This window comes from Coleofasciculus sp. G2-EDA-02, assembly GCF_040226375.1.
Taxonomy (GTDB): Bacteria; Cyanobacteriota; Cyanobacteriia; order Cyanobacteriales; family Coleofasciculaceae; genus Coleofasciculus.
In genome coordinates this window covers 1-20,315 of sequence record NZ_JAVKEW010000149.1, presented here as the reverse complement: position 1 = coordinate 20,315, position 20,315 = coordinate 1, and the positions used below count along the sequence as shown (strand labels likewise).

Genomic DNA, 20,315 nt, shown 5'->3' with positions numbered 1-20,315 from the left:
TCAATCTACATACTTAATTCATTTTCGATATGCCCAATAATTCTTAAAATCAAAACTAGGTCAAGGCGGGTTTAGTCACATTCATTGTCAGGTTAGAAACGATAATAGTGAAACCCGCCCCTACACAAATTTCACAATTTATTACTTTTTACTTATTACTTTTTTCTTCAACCATCATCCGCACAATATCAGGCATTTTATACTGAGCTTGCCATCCGAGTTTTTCTCTAGCTTTGGCAGGATTCCCACGACTGACCGCTAAATCGGTTGGTCGGAACAAACTCCTATCCGTTATTACATAATCTTGCCAATTTAAACCGACGCAATCAAATGCCGCAACCACAAATTCTGCTAAAGTGTAACTCTCTCCTGTGGCAATCACATAATCATCGGGTTCCTCTTGTTGCAAGATTTTATACATCGCCTCGACGTATTCAGGTGCCCATCCCCAGTCTCGTTTAATGTCAACATTGCCCAGATACAGCTTTTCTTGGCTACCTTGGGCAATCCGAGACACTGCCGAAACAATCTTTTGGGTCACAAATCGTTGGGGTCTCAGGGGAGACTCGTGATTGAAAAGAATCCCCGAACAAGCAAACAAGCCGTAAGCTTCCCGATAATTTGCAACTTGCCAAAAGGCAGCCGATTTTGCCACCGCATAGGGACTTCTGGGGCGAAATGGGGTTGTTTCATCAGCCGCTTCTGTGCCAATATCCCCAAAACATTCACTCGAACCCGCATTATAAAATTTAATGGGTTCACCCGTAAAACGAATCGCTTCTAAAAGATTTAACGTACCAATAGAAATACTTTCTAGGGTTTCTACGGGTTGCTCAAAAGACAACCCCACTGAACTTTGTCCCGCCAAGTTATAGACCTCATCCGGTTTATTTTTCATCAGGACTTGCAGAACGCTGCGAAAATCGGTGAGGGCGGCGGATTCTAGTTTCACTTGGTCACGGATACCCAAACAAACTAGATTTTTAAAAGACGACATTTGAGCATCCCGTGATGTACCACAGACGCTATAACCTTGATTGAGGAGTAATTTAGCTAGATAAGCGCCATCTTGACCCGATACGCCGCAAATTAGTGCTTTTTTCATGATTCGTCATTTGTCAATTCAAAACTAGGTTCCCTTGAGCGAAGCGAAGGGTCAACACTCTCGCACTCAGTCAGGGCGGGTTTAGTTACATCTGGTGCAAAGGAAACGATAGTAGTGAAACCCGCCCCTACAGACACGCTATGGCACGTCTCTACATTGCTCCTGTGCGCCTGTGTTCCCCGTTCCCTCATAGTTCAGCTCTCATCTTTGGGTTTGATTAGCATAGCTTGAATGGCGGCACTTAAGTAACCAATCTGCCCATAAGCATAAACTAGATTATCAAACCGTTTAGCAGGATCGGTAAAATATTTCGCTGATTTGTAGAGTCCGCGCACAATTCGCTCTCCTCCGCGTCCGAGTTGACCCATACCTGTTCGACCAACAAGTTCTTCCCGGTAACATTCACTAATCCCTTGCCACCAGCCACGCTGCAAAAACCAGCTCCGTTTGAGGCGTTCTGGGGCAACATTGTGGGCGGCGACAGCATCGGGGATGTAGGCGACTTGCCAGCCCTGTTTGAGGGCGAGTTCAGTCATGTACAATTCTTCGTTGGATAATAATTTTTTGCCTTTGCGCCCTAGATTGGGATCAAAGCCGCCAATTTGTTCCAAGAAGGTACGCCGGATGGAGTAGTTTAAGCCTCTTGGGGTTAGACCGGGTTCTTTGATATAAACTATGCTATCTCCGAGATCATAAAGTCCGAGATTGCCTGCGAGTTCTGGGGATATCCAGTTGGGGGGTTCGACGCCGGGGGGCCAGATTAGGGTGACTTTCCCGCCAGCTATTGCTAGTTTGTCATTTTGTTGATAGGCATCTAGGAGAACGCTCAGCCATTGGGGACTGGCGACGGCATCATCATCTAAATAGGCGAGAATGGGAGCCGTGGTTTCTTTTGCGCCGGTATTGCGTGCCACGGAAAGACCGATGACGGGTTCGTAAACGTATTTTAGCTGGGGATGGGAGATTCGGGCTTCAACAATCTCACGAGTGCGATCGCTAGAGGCGTTATCGACTACTACAACTAAAAAATTATCACAATCTTGGGCTAATAGGCTATCGATGGCAGCGCCTAAGTAAGCATCTCGGTTGTGAGTACAGATAATCGCAGCAATCTGAGGAGTTGGCATAACTATCGGGGTGAGTCGTCGCTAGGGAGTCTAAATAGAATGGTACTGAAAATTTACATTTTGGGAGCATCAAAACCCTTGATATACACGTCCTTTTTAAGAGTTTGAGGCTTATTTTCATAACTTAATACGGTTAAGTTTATTGCCACCAACCTCCTTAGCTCTGTTGTAACACAAGAATCCGGCACATCGGCAAGTAGGCGTTACAGGATAAGCGATGGTGCAGGCTCCCTCGCGATTTATCCGAGGGATGAAACCGAATGAATTTCGACAAGCTCAATTGCCCCTCGGCGTTTAGCCTAGCAACTTTAGTTGCTTTTCTCCTTTATGCTCTCTCCAGACCAAGGGAAAACCACTCAACTTGGTGAGCGGATGACCTAAGGCAAGATCAGCCCAAGAATCACCCGCGTTTTAACCGCGTGAGTGTCAAGCTGTCATTCAGAGGGGGCGGGTTTATTCACATCTGGGTGGCAAGTAACGATAATGGTAAAACCCGCCCCTACAGGCTTAAAAATTAAAAAATTATTTACAGCCACTCAATTTCATTCACTTTTTCATCCAGGTGAGTTTGGCGTTGCCCGATGTCACGATACCAGCCGCCGTACAGATTAATGGGAGTCTTAATTACATCCACAAAGGAGGCTTTGCCTGTAATAATTTGTCCGCTAGTTATTGGTAATTCTTTGAGCAACCAACGACTGATTAAATATAAAGATTTTTTTGAGGTTAATTTTGGCTGCAATTCGACGCCGTGCAGTTCGTGTAAGTATTTATTAGAGCGCCCATAGCGTTGCCATTGGCTGCGGAATTCCCGTAGGTTGGCGCGGTGGCGGTGTTGAACAATGGCTTTTTCAGCAAAGTTAAGTTGCCATTGAGTCTGGCGCTGAATTCGCCAACAAATATCAGCATCTCCACCCGTTGTTATGTAGGGACGGAATAAGCCGACTTCTTGTAATGCTTGGCGGCGAATGGCTAAATTAGCGGTTTGACCGTAGGGGCAAAAAGGGTGTTCTATGGTATGTTTTTGGCTTAAGGTTCCTTGACGTTCAGCATGTTTTTCGAGCCAATTTTTACCGGGTAGGGCGGAAATTTCCCCCACGACTAATCCGATTTGGGGATTGGTAAAGGGTTGAACCAAGAGACTCAACCACTGGGGAATGGGGCGACAATCGGCATCGGTGAAGGCTAGAATTTCACCAGTGGATGCTTTTATGCCTGTATTGCGAGCGGCGTAGGAACTTTGAATCTGGTTTTCGCTGAGGGGGTGAAGGGTGATGCCTTGAGTTTTGGCGTATTGAGCGGCTTGTTGCAGTATCTCAGGTGTGCGATCGCGGCTATTATTGTCTACGAGTAGGTATTCTACCTGATCCTTGGGGTACGTTTGTGAGAAGAGACACTGGATTAAGTCAGGTATGTCGGCTGCACCGTTATAGATGGGGACAACTACGGATACCTTGGGGACAAAGGAGGGATAGGGTTGGCTATCGGGGGTGCGATCAGAACACATGATTTTATACGATTTAGCTCAAGGCTGGTCACATTTTAGCAAGGGGTTGCCGTCAGGGCTTTATTTAAATGAATCGTTAATTAAACTTATGAATTAGTAATTTTTCGAGCAATTTAGTACAAGACATCAACCAAGCTTCCCAAAACTGGGTTAAGCTATTGGTAAACCGCTACAGTTAGAGTGAGGGCTTTTCTCTATGTCATCCTTTGGTATTTATACCCTAGCTAATGATGCAGTTTATGACCAACTCGTTGCCTTACTCAACAGCATCGAGGTGAATGTCAGTCCTGACATTCCAGTTTGTGTGATTCCCTATGACGAACGACTCGAACGAGTAAAGCCAGAAGTTGATTCCAGAGCCAATGTCACACTGTTTGATAATCGGGAATCGATTCAACGTTGGGAAGACTTTGCCACACAGGTTTGGGCAGCTTATCCAGCCGCAAAAAAGAAGGCGATTACTCGCCCCCCCTGGGGCAAAGGTCATCATAGAAGGTTCGCGGCTTTTGATGGGCAGTTTGAAAGGTTTGTCTTTTACGATGCTGATAGTCTAGCCATGAAGTCGGTGGAAGATGTGTTGGAAAAGTTAGACGCCTATGACTTTGTGTTTGATGATTGGGAACACAAGAAATCGATAGATTCGGCAGCACTGGATATTCCTCTGATTGAAGGAAGTGGCATTTATAAAGAAGAACAGATCCGACCCAAACTGCATTGTTCTAGCTTTTTTGGTTCAAAGCAAGGAATTTTTGATGAACGAGAACTATCACTTTTGAAAGAGCAGCTTATTGAACGGGAAGAAATAGCTTGGGTATCTCGTTGGTGGGATGATGCATTTTTATTTAATTATATGACACTTCGGTGCGATCGCCCGTTATATAACTTCACGCTCAGCCCCAACGGGCAAGATCGCACAGGTAACTGCGCGGATGCCGATCCCTTCGTGAATATTGATCAGGTTCTCTATAATGAGCAGGGATTAAAACCGATTCATCGCATTCACTACATGAACTACTCGTCTAAGGATTTTGCCCGTTTGTGTAAAGGAGAAGATGTTGATATTCGTTACAAAGATATATTTTTACATTATCGTTTCATGAAACAACCAGACCAGAAACCTAAGCAGCTAAAATCACCCAGCTTATTCGTAAAGACTAACCGAAATTTGCAAAATTTTGTGCAAAAAATCAAGGGACTATCGGCAAGTTAATTTAGGTGAAGGCGGAAATTTTATGAATAGTATAAAACAGCAGATTCTGTCACGATCCGTTGCTATCTACACTGATATGTTACGCTTTAGGCGAACTATTTTCCGACGCCGAGACAGAGACTCATCAGTTCTCATCCTTCCTCCAGCCGCACCAGGGAGTCTGGGATATGAAGCTTTAGTGACTGGGGCGATAGAATATCTCCGGGACACAGGCATAAAACGCATAGGTGTGCTGTCTTATGATCCTAAGCTTCAATGGAAAAATTTGGAATTAGTGTCAGGAAAAAGCGAACTACACCACCATTTTCTTGGTGGTTCTTTAGGTTCACCGAAAGCTTTATTTTATTTTGCGAATGCGGTGTACCAGTATGAGCAATTTTATTGCATCGGTGCAGATGTGATGGATGGATATTATTACGAACACGATACTCTTCAAAGAGTGAAATTGGTCTCAATCGCCAATGCAATGGGAGTTGATACAGCGGTTTTGGGCTTCAGTTTCAATTCTCAACCGAAACCTAAAAGTGTTGCAGCACTGAACAATTTGCCGGAAACTGTGCGATTATGTGTCCGTGATCCCGTTTCCCATAAGAGATTAGTTCATCACCTGAAGCGACCTGTTGAACTCGTAGCAGATTTAGCATTCCTTTTACAGCCAATTGAAGATTCTGAAACAGTACGGCATGTATTGAAGTGGATTGATGAACAGCGAACCACTAATCGAATAGTATTGGGCATTAATGCAAATTACAAGTTAATCGAAAACTTGGAAGTTAAAAAAATCGAGAACTTAATCCAAGTCTATATTGATACAATAGGGAAATTATATTCTAAAAACAAACATCTCAGTTTTGTATTAATCCCCCATGATTTTCGTAATATTAAAGGCAAAAATAGTGACGTTGTTTTGGCTGAAGCTGTCTGGCAGACTCTTCCCTTAGAAATACAGTCTTATTGTCTAAAAGTTCCCACACCTTGCAGTGCAGCAGAGATAAAAGGTATCGCTGGCAACCTGGACATGGTTCTGAGTGGTAGAATGCATCTGGCGATCGCCAGCCTAGGTCAGGGTACTCCCGCCGCTTGCATCACCTATCAAGGCAAATTTGAAGGCTTGTTCAAGCACTTTGACCTTGAGGGTATGACAATTGAGCCGGAGCAAGCTCTTCAACCTGGCAATCTCGTCCAATTCTTGATGCCCCTAATTGAAAAGCGGGAGGAGATTCGCAAGCATGTACAGTTAAAATTACTATTGGATTCCCAATGAGTATGAATGGTATAAAGCGGCTTACTACGATCCAACCCTAAAAGGTGAAAGAAAATATTGGAATTATCCAGTTAGAACTAATGAGATACCCAATAACTCTGAACCTCCAGGAGATCAACATTCCGCTAACTTTTTTAAGGAAATTTTCGCTATAGGAAAACCTTATTTTCTGACTGAGGTAGATGCTTATCAATTTGCATGTAGCTATTATGGAGCTTATGATTTAGGCGGAAATGTATGGGAATGGCTAGAGAATTGGAGATTGAGGAATCGAGGAGCCCAAAAGGTACGGGCAGTACGGGGTGGCTCAGCGACTTACAGTGAGATCGGGCTACATGCTCGCAATACCGATCCGGGGAATCCTTCTCATGAAAAATTTCTCTGGGGAGGACGACTTGCTAGAGTACATGCCACTTCTAAAGATCAAGTTATCTATTCGGATATTTCTTACACAATCTTTATTTGGTACTGGAAAAGAATAAATTTTTTAGTAACGGCTCCTTTGAAAAATCGGATCAGAAAAATTAGGACTATATTCAAGGGCAATCAAAAGTAAGATAGCTATATTTTTTGACTATCATTCAAATTAACCGGGTAAAATTGAACTAATATTCTAAATGTTTTAGATTAATCCATCATCAGTAAAACCAACTTTCTTGACTCTCTATTATGCATGAAGTTAGGTAGGGTAAATTGTGTTGACTGTTCAATGTTTGGGCAACTGAAAACCACACCAAAAGAGAACCCCCACCAAGCCGTGCATTTTTCCCGTCAATCCCATATTTTTAGAGTTCATGAATTTTCCCAATCATTAATAGGTTTAAATGGTTCTGTCTGAATACTAAATTGTTTAGCATTCAGGTAAAAATGTAAGTTATTCATATATAAACATAGATGTGATAGCAAAGCATCAATGAATATCACAATACCAAGCATTTCACAGAACTCTTCGAGAGTTGTGAGTAGGGCATAGATCATATTGTCTTCACCATGGAGGCTGGCGTAATTTGCTGCCGTCATTTCCATGCCCAGAGCGCCGCCAACAAAAATAGTTCCGGATAGGAGAAATAGCCACCGCGTTTTAGGCGGAAGATCAGCAATAAACCTCGCATAAGCCAGCACAAATAAAAAGGTTAAGGGAATCCCAACAATAACCCAACGGTAGTAAAGTGCGCCACTTGCGTTGAAAAATTGTCTCAGTACCATACCCATAGTTTCATGAAACATAGCCACTTCATCTAAGGATAGAAAGAGAAAAATAATTGACAAAATGTACCAACTGCGGACATAACGGAAACCACCACGTTGCTTCACAAAAGCAATCAGGGCAAGCAGTAGGGAACAAAAAAGTAAAGCCACGGATGAATACCACGTAGGAATACTGGATTCATTCCCGCCGTAAAATAAATCTACGGCTCTGGCTAATCTGCCATTACTTACAAAATACTTAAAGTACTGACCAGCAACGCTGGCAAACGCCAGAAAAACCACTAAGCAGAGTAGGGATTTTGTAATTTGTCTCCTGGCAAACTTAATCGTTATAGCTTTTTTGTTGGGCATGAGGAGAATACTACCAATGGAAGTGAGCTATTCTAGTTTAACAAAAAATTAACTTTTGCTTAGCAATTCCTTAACCTTAACTTACCCTACTGGTGTGACACAGCTAAAATTGTGGAATAGATTTGACGGTTTGATGGGCGCACGCCGTGCGCCCCTACAATACTAATCCACCAATTAAGGTGTGCCACGCCACTACTTGCGTTGACATGCACCCGACGCCTACAGCTTTCGACTCCCACCGCAAAACTTATTCAGCAAACCCTAATGGATTGGGGGGTAGGCTGACGTGCTGGAGAGCGGATGCAGTATCAAAAGAGTTCTCGAATAGCTTGCTCTAGCCTCTTTTCAACCGCTTCCCAGGAGTATTCTGTCCGTACAAACTCATAGGCAGAACGAGCCAGTTTCTCACCCAAGGCAGGCTCTGACCAAAGTTGACAAACACCCTCGACGATTGCATCAACTTCATTCCGAATCAGCAAATGTTCCCCATCCTTCGCTTTCAACCCCTCAGCCCCCTTTGCCGTGCTGACGACTGGACAACCTGCGGCAAAAGCTTCTAGGATTTTCAGACGAGTGCCTCCCCCCTGAAGCAGTGGCACAATCACAATGCTAGCAGCGGCTAGATAAGGCAGTACATCTGGAACTCCTCCTGTGACTATGATTCCAGATTCTCGTTTGGCAGCTTCCTGCATCTTTTGATTCGGATTGCGTCCTACCAACAAAAGACGACAGTCCGAGTCAATCTCTCGTAACCGAGGATAGATTTGGTCTATAAGTAATTCCGCCGCCTCTGTATTGGGTGCGTAGGAGAGTAAACCCACAAATAATAAGGTTCGGCGAGTATCTTCTAATCCACTGGGAGGGCGGCATTGACCCAAGCGCACAGGGTCATACTGAGCCACATTCATCCCATTGGGTATAACCTGAGTATGGGATACCGTTCCATATAATGTCTTTATCAGGCAAGCGTCATCATCACTGCATACCCAAACTTGATTGGCTTGACGGACGAAGTCGCCCTCAATGGAGGTGAGATGGGAAAGCTGAATAGTTGCTTTCGCCCGTGATCTGAGACCCTCAAATGAAGGATATTTCTGCTGAAAAAGCGGTGCTTCTATGTTATGCTCGTCAAAAATAATCCGACATTGATGGCGCTTGACCACACTCAGGTAGGGATAGAGCCACACCTCCTCAAAGATTACCAGATCAGGCTGAAATTTTGTTAAGAGTTCGTCTAATTCCTGAGCCGCCCTATTGGAATAAGCCCAATCTGCATCTGGATGTCTGCGGCGGCGCAGCCACCACAACCGACGTTGTCGATTTTCCCAACCTGAACGTTGTGTGGTAACATTAGTATGCTTCCATAGGACAACACCGGGTAGAGATGAGTGCTTAGGAGTCCAGTTTGAAGCGGAGAAAACGGCAACAAGACCAAACTTCATCATGATGTTGATGTTTTGCCAGTTCCGTAGAGATACTCCACCCTTGGGTGGGTAAGGCACTTCCTTAGTGATGAAGAGAGTCCGAATCGAGGGAGCGATCGCCAAATTATACCTCCTTGGAGAACCTTCTCATATTTTAGGCTGAATCGCATTGAGGCTAATGTGAGTCCAAACTATTGCAGTTTCCAGAATTCCTTGCTCAACTCGATAAAATTATACCGGAATTTCGCTACAGAAAGAGTGTAACACTTTGTGTGTCTATCGAACCCAGTAGGAGGTAAAGCGCTGAAATTCTCACCAAGCCTGATTTGATTGTTGAATTTTATCCTTTATTTCAAAGGCTATTCTAATCTATATCAATCGATTATTTAACTTACTGGATTGACTATGAAGCGTGTCAATATAATAATGGTAGATAATAACTTTGGTTTAAGTCGGGACGCACGTATTCTCACTGAAGTCTTGCAAAAGTCTAATTTCAAAGTTACTGTTTTTGAAGTCGGCAAATCTACACTTGACCATAAAATTCAGCGTCTATCAACCTATGTCGAGCGGTTTACTAGCGAATTGAGCAACAAAAACCCCCCCTATGATATTAACCTGTTTTTAGAATATGTTATCCCCTCTTGGTTTCCTTATGCTCGCCTCAACTGTTTAATCCCAAATCAGGAATGGTTCCGAGACGAGTGGCGTCCTTTTTTAAGTAAGTTTGACTACATCCTTTGTAAAACTAAATTCGCCCAAGCCATTTTTGACAAATTAGGTTGCCAAACTAAATTTATTGGCTTCACCAGTCTTGATCAATTCAACCCTCAATCCAGTAAAGATTGTGATAAATTTTTCCATCTGGCAGGTAAAAGCGCTCAAAAAGGCACAAATACAATTATCAACCTATGGCGGCATCATCCAGAGTGGCCCCCCCTAACTATCCGGCGGAATTGGCAAGAGCCTGACTCAATGAGTACAACTAATATTGAGTATATTACTCATTATCTGGATGATACAGTATTAAGGGAATATCAGAACAGTCATGGTATTCACCTGTGTCCTTCAGAAGCGGAAGGTTTTGGTCATTTGATTGCCGAAGCGATGAGTTGTCGTTCAGTAGTAATTACGACCAATGCACCACCGATGAATGAGTTGATCGCAGCAGACAGAGGGATTTTAGTGGATTATTGTCTGGCAAATCCCCAGTGTTTGGGGATCAATTATTACGTTGATTCCCAGGCATTAGAACAAAAGATAAACGACGTTTTAGGAATGGATTACATGACAAAAAAAAGATTAGGCGATAACGCTCGTGATTGGTATCAACAAAATGATAGTTTTTTTCGGCGCAGAATTGTTGATGTCCTCAATAGTATTTAAATGAATGGCAAGAAATGGCTTGGCATCAAGTTAGCCCGGTTACAAATGATAAAAAAGTGATTTGTAACCTGGCAAAACTCAGATACCTCTGCTCAAGCTATTCTCTGTAGCCTAGTCCCTATTCCCTTACCGAATCTATTATGTCTAAAGTTAGTGTTTGTATTCCTACTTACAACCGTGCCAACTATCTGGTTAATTCGGTTAATAGTGTTCTGAGTCAAACCTATAAAGATTTTGAGTTAATTATTTGCGACGATGGCTCAACTGATGAGACGCCGACAGTTGTCAGTCAGTGGGATGATTCCAGGATTCGCTATATTCGCCATACTCACAATATAGGGCGCAGTAAAAATATGCGTTCTGGATTTGATGCCGCACAGGGTAATTATTTTATCAAATTTGATGATGATGATGCTCTAACGCCGGAATTCTTAGAAAAAACGGTGGCAGTATTAAAGGCAGAACTCAGTGTTGATTTTGTCTGTACGAATCACTGGGTTATTGATCAAAACGGTAATCGAGTGGAGTCGGCGACGAAAGAGAATGCGGCGAAGTGGGGAAAAGATAAGCTGAAGCCCGGTATAATTCCTGATTTAATGCGGCAAACGTTTCAATATCAGAGTTTGCAGGTGGGTTCGACATTGTTTCGTCGCGACTGTTTGCAGGATGTGGACTATATGCGCCCAGAAGCCGATGGCTGCGAGGATTTTGATTTACTGGTACGATTAGCGATCGCGGGGAAGCAGGGGTATTTTCTGCCAGAGTATTTGATGGAGTATCGGTTTCACGGGGGACAGACGAGTTTAAGACAGAATTTGCATTTTTTGAAGGCGAAGGTTTTTTGTATTGATAGTTATCGATTTCCCGATCAGGAATTAGAGAAACTACGGATACAAAAATTGGCATGGACAAAAGAAGCTTTGGGATTACGATTAATTGAAAATGGGGATACGGTTCAGGGGCGTCAAATGTTGCAAGAGGTGGCGGAGATTATTGGTAGTTCTCGGAAAGCGCAATTGGGAGTAATTTTATCCTATTTACCCCTCAGTTTGCGCCAAGCGGCGTTGCAGGTGTTTCGTCAAATGCGTCCCAAAGATTATACCGATCAGGTGCGAGAAGTGGGTTAAGCCTTTCTGGGGAATGGAGAGTGCGATCGCACAGTTTGTAGTAAGCGCTTCAGCGCTGCTAGCACTAAAGTGCTGACTACAAACCTAACTGATGAAGACGTTGATACCCTTGCCGTTGTGGTAACCCCTCAAGCTAAAGTAGAATTAACGATAGATGAGGTTAGGCATTTCCATGGAAACCAAGGAGCTAAAATTTCTCCTGAAACTGCTAGGATGTCCGGACTACCGTTCTCCACTGTCGGCAAAACCATTCAATAGTATCAAAGGCAAAAACAAACTTGTCCGCGATTTAGAAACCCGGGGTTGGCTCGATTTCTCCCGTGAAATCGCATCGGTTAAAATTTTACCACCCGGTCGCGCTCTGTTGAATGTGGAACCGGATCAAGTTCCCCTCTCTCCCAGTGAACTTAGGGTACTCAACAGTATCGGTAAAGCATCGGGAAAAGTTAAACCCAGCAAAATCGATATCAACTCGTTGAAGTCAGCCGAACGCGATGCTATCTTACAACGCTTCGATGAACGGGGATGGATTGAAGTAGAAAAACAACTGAAACGCCAAAAGGCTGAAGTGTGGATGACTCAGCACGGACTCGATCAGCTACGAGAGGATTATATCCCGAAAAAAGGCACAAATCCAGTAATTAGCTTAGAACTGCTGGGGAATTATCTGGAATTCTTGCGAAAATCACTTCCGAGTCAAGTGAATCCGTCTGTAAGTGTCGCCCAACCCCAACCTTCGTTGAGTTCAGAACCTGCACTGACCCGGAAACCAACAGATACAGAAATTTTACAACTGATTCAGCAGTTAGATAAAGAATTAGGAACCGACAATTATTTACCCATTTTTCATCTGCGTCAGAAATTACAACCTCCCTTATCTAGGGATGACTTAGATCAAGCCCTCTATCGCCTGCAGCGGGAAGACAAAATTGAGTTGAGTTCATTAGTTGAGGCGATGCACTATACCTCAGAACAACTTCAAGCTGGGATTCCTCAAGAAATTGGGGGATCTTTATTTTTTATAATCGTCAACTAGCGGACATATTTTTCAGTATAGCCGCCAATTCTGTTTGTAATCACTTCTAAAGACAATCATGGCAACCATTGATGAAATTATAAAACAAGAAGTCAACCCCTTTGATCCGGTAACCTTTAAAACGGGGAACTTTTGGTTAGCAGACAAGCAAACAACTGCCACGGTTGATTCAATTCACCAAGATGAAATTAATCAAATCGCTAATGTTCTCAGATTAGTAATCAGAGATCAGTATACACGAACGGTATTGCTTGAGGGAGATTCCGGTTCAGGCAAAAGTTATTTATTAGGACGTCTCAAGAGAAAACTGAAACCTTACGCCTTTTTTGTTTATATCGATCCCTGGACTGATAATCAGTATATTTGGCGACATACCTTGCGCGAAATGGTAGATAGTCTGATGAAAAAGCCGGCAGGAAAAAATGATTCTCAGTTAAGCCTTTGGTTGAAAGGATTATCTGCCTTTCGAGATCGCAGCATGATTAAGAATATCCTGGGTGAACGGGGACTTTTTATTCACAATTTCAAAAGCACCTATCCTTCTGGTATTTACCAAGCCAGAGAGTTTTTTGGGGTTTTATATGCTCTAACTAAACCCGATTTATATAGTTTAGGATGTGATTGGTTGCGAGGGGAAAATTTAGCTCAGGATGACTTCAAGGCTTTAGGTGTCAGCAAATCAATTGATAGCGAAGACGCTGCACGAGGAATTATCGGTAACTTTGGTAGAATTTCAGCTTCAACTAAACCAATTTTATTATGCTTTGATCAGGTTGAAAATGCCCCAACTAATGCTAGTCAAAAACCTGAATTACAACCTTTGTTTAATGTCAATACGACGCTTCATAATCAGTATCTAAAAAACTTCATTGTAATAATCAGTATTGTTAAGGATAAATGGCATATTTGTAAAAGACATCTGGAACAATCAGATTTAGCGCGAATTGAAAAACAAATTTCTCTAAAATCCATCAATCTCGAACAAGCTGAAGCCCTGTGGATAACCCGACTCTATCCCCTCCATGATCAAGCGACTCCTAAACCCGACTCTCCCCTTTATCCTCTCCAGAAACAAGCATTGGAGCAAAAATTTCCTGGGGGTAAAGCGAATGTGCGAACTGTGCTAGGACTTGGCGGACAATTATTTATTGAACATAAGTTAGGTCATAAACCACCAATAGATGACGTTGCCACTTTTAAATTAATTTGGCTTAAAGAATTCCAGAAAACTCAACAAAAAGTCGAGCGAATTCGTCAATTTTCATCGGTTGATCTGACACAAATGTTGCAACAGGCAATGAACGCCTTGCAGATCAACACTGACCCTCATCTTTTAAATCATGCTAAGTATAGTAGTTATTCCTTCAGTTATCAGCATCCCGATAAAACTGAACGACTAGGAATTTTCTGGAACGAAGAACCCAACATGACAAGCTTCAATGCAGCAATGAACGCCTGCGAAAAAGACCTGAAAAAAAACTGTTGTGATACTCTGACTCTGATTCGAGCCGAAAAACTGGGTCAAGCCAAGAATAAAGGATATAAACTATTCAAAAAACTCTTCAACGGCTCACCGCATCGTCATCTTACCCCCCATCTCGACTCTATCCATTACCTGAGAACCTATCAGCTTTTAGTCAACTCCGCCGGTGCTGGGGAATTAGTCATTCACCAACAAACCCTCGATCTCCCTACGTTAGAAAAATTGATTCGAGACTCTCACGTTTTACAGAATTGTCCATTGTTACAAGACTTAGGACTTGTATCTAAACCCATTATTAAGCCTGATCCCGATTTAGAAAAAATTAAAGACTTCCTATTCAACCTCGTCAAAACCCAATTTATGATTGGGCGGCAAAAATTAGTTGATTTAACCATGCAAGACTTCTCCCATATCGATGAATCCCAAATCAATCAGCAAATTCAGACACTCTGTCAAGAAAACCAAATCACCCTCATCCCCCCTGACGCCAAACCCCAAGATCAATCCGTCTGCTGGAAACCCCCAACCAAAAACAACACATCCCCCTAACTTAAATAATACTGACTCAAAACTCGTCCTCAGCAACGTCAACATTTCTAACCCAAATAGAGCAACACTAAACCCCACTTACCCCTCTGCGCCCTCTGCGTTTACCTCTGCGTTACTCTGCGTTTAAAAAAATCCTCCCATGTACCTCACCACCCCCAATGAAATCCGCCAAATTATCTCCCAACTCACCACCTATCCAACTCTTTGGCTAGACACAGAAGTCGCCGACTGGCAAACATCAAACCCCAGACTCTCCCTAATTCAAATATTAGCAGATCCCACAGACAGAACCGGCGATCGCGCCTATATCCTTGATGTCCTAGATAACCCTTACCTAGTCAAGGATTTCGTCGCTCAAATTATGGTCAATCCCCACATCGAGAAAGTCTTTCACAACGCCAGCTTTGATCTAAACTATCTCGGCGGGAAACACCAAGCCCAAAATATAACTTGCACCTTCAAACTCGTCCGTAAACTGACAAAAAAGTCCCGCAAAAATCCCCTGCAAGTCTCCAACAAACAACTCAAAACCCTCGCCGTAGAACTCTGTCACTTCACCAACGTTGATAAAACAGAACAAAACAGTGATTGGGGACAGCGCCCCCTCACCCCCAAACAACTGCACTATGCCAAAATGGACACAGTTTATTTGGCTCATGTCCATCGCCATTTATTACAATTAACACAACCGCCTACTTCACCCCCAGTCGTGATCACACCAAAGCCACAACCCGAAACAGCCGAACATCCTCCCTTCAGTGCAACTAAAGTGCGCGTGGCGTTTGAATGTCCACGTTTATTCTATTTAAAACAACACTTTGATGGTAACACTCTATTTATCCCACCCGGTCAATCTATCGGAATTGGTACAGCGTTTCACACCTTAGCCGAACAATTTATCAAACTCGCTCAAGCAAATTCCCACGTTTCCGACTTATTAGAACCGTCCGCTGAGCAATTAAATCGCGAAGCTGTCGCCATGGGAATGCAGGAAATATTTTATCAACAGGTATTTTTTCCCTACATCGAATCCCATCCCGAAATGGCGACGGTATTGCCGAACTTGTGGCAAGGCTTAACTGCTCTAATTCAGCGTTGGGTCGAATTATTAGTGGTAAATCGCCGCTATTGTTTGCATCAAACGGTAATTAATCAAACCTTTATTCTCGAAGAACATAAGCTGAGTTATCGCTTTCCTCTCCCCAATGGGAGAACCCAGGAAGTGACAGGCAGATTTGATAGTTTAGTGTTTAATTTTGAACGCAATCGTCTCTGTTTAATTGATTATAAAACCTACGAACCCGTTGACCCATCAGCGCAATTAGTTCAAGTGGCACTCTATGGTTATATGCTCAATAAAACTAAAGGAGTGCTGGTTGATTCAGCGGTGTATTGTGTTCTCCCAGAATTTAAGGAGTATGCTTATTCTTGGGAACAGTTGGAAATAGCTGTCCATGAGTTGATTCCCCATAAGTTACAGCAAATGCAGGACTGGGTGAGTTGGCAACAGACTCATTCAAATCCACCACCGCTCACGTCGAATACTCACTTGTGTGATATCTGTCCTCAACAGGAAACCTGTCAAACCTACTTTGAAGTCAGGAGTACAGATACACAGCCTAGGAAAGGGGAAGAGGAGGGGACTTCTGATAGTGCTGAAGTGTCTACGACAAAGGCTGATGGCGCTGAAGCGCTGACTACAAACAGTGATGCGATCGCGCAACAGTTAGTCGAGACGCTACAATCCTTTAACATAGACGTTACCTGTGTGGGAACCGCCGTTGGTCCAGCTTTTATTCGGGTGAAACTGACACCCAGTCTGGGGGTAAGGGTTAGTGCTTTGCTGAAATTATCCGCCGATTTACAGGTACAACTAGGGATTACTCATCCCCCCCTAATTGCGCCCCAACCAGGATATGTTAGCGTCGATTTACCGCGTCCAGATCGACAAGTAGCACGGCTTGAGGATTATATCACATCCCGGACGTCATCAGCCCATGCTCCCGTAAAAATTGCCATTGGTGTGGATTTAGATGGGAAACTCGTCGAAGCCGACTTATCGGATGCGAATACCTGTCACTTTCTCGTCGGGGGGACAACCGGAAGCGGGAAGAGTGAATTTTTGCGATCGCTGCTGTTATCCTTACTCTATCGCCATTCCCCTCAGCAGCTTAAAATCGCCCTCGTTGATCCCAAGCGTGTCACCTTTCCCGAATTCGCGCAAATCCCCTGGTTGTACGCTCCTATTGTCAAGGATAGCGAAGATGCGATCGCGTTGATGGAAAGTTTAGTCACAGAAATGGAACGGCGTTATCAGCAATTTGAGCAAGCCGGATGTTCTCACCTCGATGCTTATAATCAACAGAATAACTCACCCTTACCCCGTCTTGTCTGCATCTTTGACGAATATGCTGACTTTATGACCGAAAAAGATATCCGTAATGCTTTAGAATTGAGTATCAAACGATTAGGTTCAATGGCGAGAGCGGCGGGTATCCATTTAATTATTGCCACGCAACGCCCAGAAGCGAGAGTGGTTACTCCGATTATCCGTTCAAATTTACCGGGGCGAGTGGCGTTGCGGACAGCTAGTGAAGCAGATTCTGAGATTATTTTAGGCGGGAGACAATCGGAAGCGGCTTATCTTTTGGGGAAAGGAGATTTACTTTATAAAGTTGGGGCAAAGTTGCAGCGGTTACAGAGTTTATTTGCCCAAAGGATTGAATTGTGAAGGGGGAAGGATATTTTTTTAACGCAGAGGTACGCAGAGGTTTTAACGCAGAGGTACGCAGAGGGAGTGCGAGACTGTAGGGGCGGGTTTGACTATTATCGTTTCTTTTAGACCCAAATGGGACTAAACCCGCCCCGACTAACTTAGGTATTTAATCTTAGTTATTCTAACTGAGGATTCACTATTATACTTTGCACGGACATAACTTGAGGTTTACTGATAAACCCGCCTCAACTAACCTACTTCATAAACCACCGTATAAGGCAGATTAGAGTATGATAGAATCATTGTCAATACAACCATGAATGGGACAGGTTATTTCAATCGTCAATATGAAAGGCGGTGTGGGTAAAACCACACTCACCGTCAACTTGGGGACAAGTCTTGCTAAGGAACATGGGATGCGAGTCTTAATCGTGGATCTCGATACCCAGATTAATGCTACTCTTAGCCTGATCCCTCCCGTGCAATTTACGCAGCGCCGCAAAGAAAAGCGCACGCTACAACAATTAGTTAATCAAGCCTTTCAATCTCATTCCTTGTCCTCCCCCGCCATTGAGGATGTGATTATCCCCAATATTTGTCAGGTGAATGGATTGAACTTGATCCCCGGTAATATCGAACTGTACAACGATTTCTTATTAGCCACCCAGATTTATGCACAAACCCATAGTAATCAGCAAGAATTTGAAAAAAGCTGGAATCATCTGGAAGATGGTTTAGTTAAGCGGATTATTCAACCTGTAATCAAGAATTATGATTGGATTCTGCTGGATTTTCCGCCAGGAGATAATTTATTGACACGCAGTGGTATGATTGCCAGTGACTTTTATCTGATTCCCGCCAAGCCTGAACCCCTATCGGTTGTGGGGATGGGTATTTTGGAGGGTCGCATCAGAAAACTAAAGCAGAGCGATCGCGCTACACTCAATCTACTGGGTATTGTCTTTTCCTCCCTGGGTCATGCGACGACGATGGCGGCAAAAGTCAAGAAGCGAGTCCGTTCTGATTTTGGTGATGATAAAGTCTTTATCACCGAAATCCCCACCAATGTAGCCATTGCCAAAGCCGTTGATGAGTTTCAACCCGTTGTTCTTACTGAACCCGCTTCCACGGGTGCTAAAGCATTCACCGAGTTAACCAAAGAATTTCTCCAGCGGATTGCTTAGTGTGAAGATGGGGGAAATGGGGGAGATGGGGAAGACAAGATAGATTACTATAATAGACTATTGCCAAGAGCTAGGTAAAGTCCAGACGCGATACAGCGTTTATCATCTAGGTTGGCTGATACCTAACCGGGTAACGTTTCTCCAAGAGGATTTTATACATGGGATTTGTCATTGCCACAGTTAATATGAAAGGCGGCGTCGGAAAGACGACACTAACCGTCAACTTGGCAACGTGCTTGGCGAAACATCACCAAAAACGGGTTTTAGTGGTCGATTTAGATACCCAAATCAGCGCCACACTCAGCTTAATTGCCCCTCAAGATTTTGCGAAAGCTAGAAAAGGCAGACGCACGTTAAATCAGTTAATTGATAAGGCAATTCGCCCCCATCGTCACGCTAAATTGGCGATTCAGGATGTTATTCAATCTTACGTTTGCTCGTTAAAAGGACTAGACTTATTACCGGGAGATATCGATCTGTATGATGAGTATTTAGTCTCCGAAATGTTGCATCAAGAAGCCAGCCGCGAAGAAACGCCCAATTTTAGTCAGGTGTGGAATCGGTTTGAGAAGCTATTGATTAAAAGTATTTTAGAACCGATTATTGATAACTATGACTTTATTATTTTAGATTGCGCTCCTGGCTATAATCTTTTGACCCGTAGCGGTATTGTTGCCAGTGATTTTTATTTACTCCCGGCTCGTCCTGAACCTTTGTCGGTTGTGGGAATTCAACTTTTGGAACGGCGGATTGCCAAATTGAAAGAGAGTCATAAATCGGGCAGTTCTCTCGACCTAAACTTATTAGGCATTGTCTTTATTTTATCAGGAGGATTGCTGGGTCGATATTATAAGCAGGTGATGAATCGGGTAACGGAAGATTTTACACCGACGCAATTGTTTAAGAGTCGCATTCCGATGGATGTTAATGTGGCTAAAGCCGTCGATAGTTTTATGCCTGCTGTTCTGGCTTCTCCCAATTCTTCAGGGGCAAAAGCGTTTATACGGTTGACCGAGGAATTTGTCCAAAAAATAGCTGCGTATAAGAATGAATCTGAGAATAACTCTAAGAAAATGAATTTAGCAAATTTGGAGTAATTTGTTATTGGTTATTGACCTAAAATGCCTGAATCCATTCTTTCACGTCGTACTCTGTCCAAATCCCATTTTGCCAATAGGGATCAGCTTCAATCAATTGGCGCACGGTGGCTTCATCTTCCGCTTCATAAATACCAAACACTTTGGTCAAATCTTTGGTTGGACCAATCGTAATTAATACGCCAGATTCTTTTTGCTGAGTTAAACCATCCAGATGCGCTTGGCGATGAGGATCGCGTTTTTCTAATACGTCCTCGCAGTAGCTTCCCCAGATTATATATTTGGGCATGACAAATCAAAAGTTAAAGGTTACGTCATAAGCGATGGTGCAGGCTCCCTCGTGATTTATCCGAGGGATGAAACCGAGCAAGTCGTAAAGACAGCGGGATTTATCCCGCAATAACATTCTTAAGTGATATAATATAACCATAAGTAGAGATACAGTTAGGTCTTGACCTAGCCAAGGTCAGTAGGGCGTTTTTGACTGCGCCATCCAGGGTTTTTCTCTGGAACTCTAAGAAGACGAGCAAAACGAAGGGA

The 20,315-nt window shown here is 43.4% G+C and carries 16 protein-coding genes; 10 read left to right on the top strand and 6 right to left on the bottom strand.

Annotated features, from left to right (window positions below; genetic code table 11):
* Positions 1-148: 148 nt before the first annotated feature.
* From RLO19_RS17755 to RLO19_RS17745, 3 genes are all read right to left on the bottom strand, one after another.
* Positions 149-1,108 carry a GDP-mannose 4,6-dehydratase gene (locus RLO19_RS17755; protein ID WP_446358521.1) on the bottom strand — a complete coding sequence of 320 codons (960 nt, stop codon included), beginning with the start codon at positions 1,106-1,108 and terminating at the stop codon, positions 149-151.
* A 191-nt stretch (positions 1,109-1,299) separates the two neighbouring features.
* A complete protein-coding gene (locus tag RLO19_RS17750; RefSeq protein ID WP_446358498.1) occupies positions 1,300-2,232 on the bottom strand; it encodes a glycosyltransferase family 2 protein in 933 nt (310 codons plus the stop codon).
* A gap of 526 nt (positions 2,233-2,758) precedes the next feature.
* A complete protein-coding gene (locus tag RLO19_RS17745; RefSeq protein WP_446358496.1) occupies positions 2,759-3,739 on the bottom strand; it encodes a glycosyltransferase in 981 nt (326 codons plus the stop codon).
* A gap of 196 nt (positions 3,740-3,935) precedes the next feature.
* On the opposite strand from RLO19_RS17745, the gene RLO19_RS17740 reads away from it, so the two are divergent.
* From RLO19_RS17740 to RLO19_RS17730, 3 genes are read left to right on the top strand one after another with little or no spacing between them, the layout of a single operon-like run.
* Entirely contained in the window at positions 3,936-4,949 is a 1,014-nt protein-coding gene (locus RLO19_RS17740; protein WP_446358494.1) for an Npun_R2821/Npun_R2822 family protein, read from the top strand.
* A gap of 22 nt (positions 4,950-4,971) precedes the next feature.
* The gene (locus tag RLO19_RS17735; RefSeq protein ID WP_446358492.1) at positions 4,972-6,213 is read left to right on the top strand and encodes a polysaccharide pyruvyl transferase family protein; all 1,242 of its coding nucleotides are present in this window, start codon (positions 4,972-4,974) and stop codon (positions 6,211-6,213) included.
* The gene (locus RLO19_RS17730) at positions 6,203-6,769 is read left to right on the top strand and encodes an SUMF1/EgtB/PvdO family nonheme iron enzyme (RefSeq protein ID WP_446358519.1); all 567 of its coding nucleotides are present in this window, start codon (positions 6,203-6,205) and stop codon (positions 6,767-6,769) included. The genes RLO19_RS17735 and RLO19_RS17730 overlap by 11 nt, the downstream gene beginning before the upstream one ends.
* 236 nt (positions 6,770-7,005) lie before the next feature.
* Here RLO19_RS17730 and RLO19_RS17725 read toward each other — a convergent pair whose 3' ends face one another.
* Entirely contained in the window at positions 7,006-7,773 is a 768-nt protein-coding gene (locus RLO19_RS17725) for a hypothetical protein (protein WP_446358490.1), read from the bottom strand.
* A gap of 308 nt (positions 7,774-8,081) precedes the next feature.
* Positions 8,082-9,320 carry a glycosyltransferase family 4 protein gene (locus RLO19_RS17720; RefSeq protein ID WP_446358488.1) on the bottom strand — a complete coding sequence of 413 codons (1,239 nt, stop codon included), beginning with the start codon at positions 9,318-9,320 and terminating at the stop codon, positions 8,082-8,084.
* A 303-nt stretch (positions 9,321-9,623) separates the two neighbouring features.
* Here RLO19_RS17720 and RLO19_RS17715 point away from each other — a divergent pair, with 303 nt between their 5' ends.
* The 7 genes from RLO19_RS17715 (at position 9,624) to RLO19_RS17685 (ending at position 19,775) form a co-directional block, all read left to right on the top strand.
* Positions 9,624-10,583, top strand: coding sequence for a glycosyltransferase (locus tag RLO19_RS17715; protein ID WP_446358486.1), 960 nt, complete (start codon positions 9,624-9,626; stop codon positions 10,581-10,583).
* A 140-nt stretch (positions 10,584-10,723) separates the two neighbouring features.
* Entirely contained in the window at positions 10,724-11,710 is a 987-nt protein-coding gene (locus RLO19_RS17710) for a glycosyltransferase family 2 protein (RefSeq protein ID WP_446358484.1), read from the top strand.
* Between the two features lie 172 nt (positions 11,711-11,882).
* Positions 11,883-12,746: a transcription factor RcaD gene (locus RLO19_RS17705; protein WP_446358482.1), complete on the top strand. Its 864-nt coding sequence runs from the start codon at positions 11,883-11,885 to the stop codon at positions 12,744-12,746.
* Between the two features lie 58 nt (positions 12,747-12,804).
* Complete coding sequence (locus RLO19_RS17700; protein WP_446358480.1) at positions 12,805-14,778, top strand: ATP-binding protein; 1,974 nt, start codon at positions 12,805-12,807, stop codon at positions 14,776-14,778.
* A gap of 139 nt (positions 14,779-14,917) precedes the next feature.
* Positions 14,918-17,509 carry a DNA translocase FtsK gene (locus tag RLO19_RS17695; RefSeq protein ID WP_446358478.1) on the top strand — a complete coding sequence of 864 codons (2,592 nt, stop codon included), beginning with the start codon at positions 14,918-14,920 and terminating at the stop codon, positions 17,507-17,509.
* A 305-nt stretch (positions 17,510-17,814) separates the two neighbouring features.
* Positions 17,815-18,678: a ParA family protein gene (locus tag RLO19_RS17690; RefSeq protein WP_446358477.1), complete on the top strand. Its 864-nt coding sequence runs from the start codon at positions 17,815-17,817 to the stop codon at positions 18,676-18,678.
* Positions 18,679-18,836: 158 nt separating this feature from the next.
* Positions 18,837-19,775 (top strand): ParA family protein, encoded by a 939-nt coding sequence (locus tag RLO19_RS17685; protein ID WP_446358475.1) that lies wholly within the window; start codon positions 18,837-18,839, stop codon positions 19,773-19,775.
* Between the two features lie 19 nt (positions 19,776-19,794).
* On the opposite strand, the gene RLO19_RS17680 is transcribed toward RLO19_RS17685, so the two are convergent.
* The gene (locus RLO19_RS17680; RefSeq protein WP_446358473.1) at positions 19,795-20,064 is read right to left on the bottom strand and encodes a YciI family protein; all 270 of its coding nucleotides are present in this window, start codon (positions 20,062-20,064) and stop codon (positions 19,795-19,797) included.
* Positions 20,065-20,315: the final 251 nt, after the last annotated feature.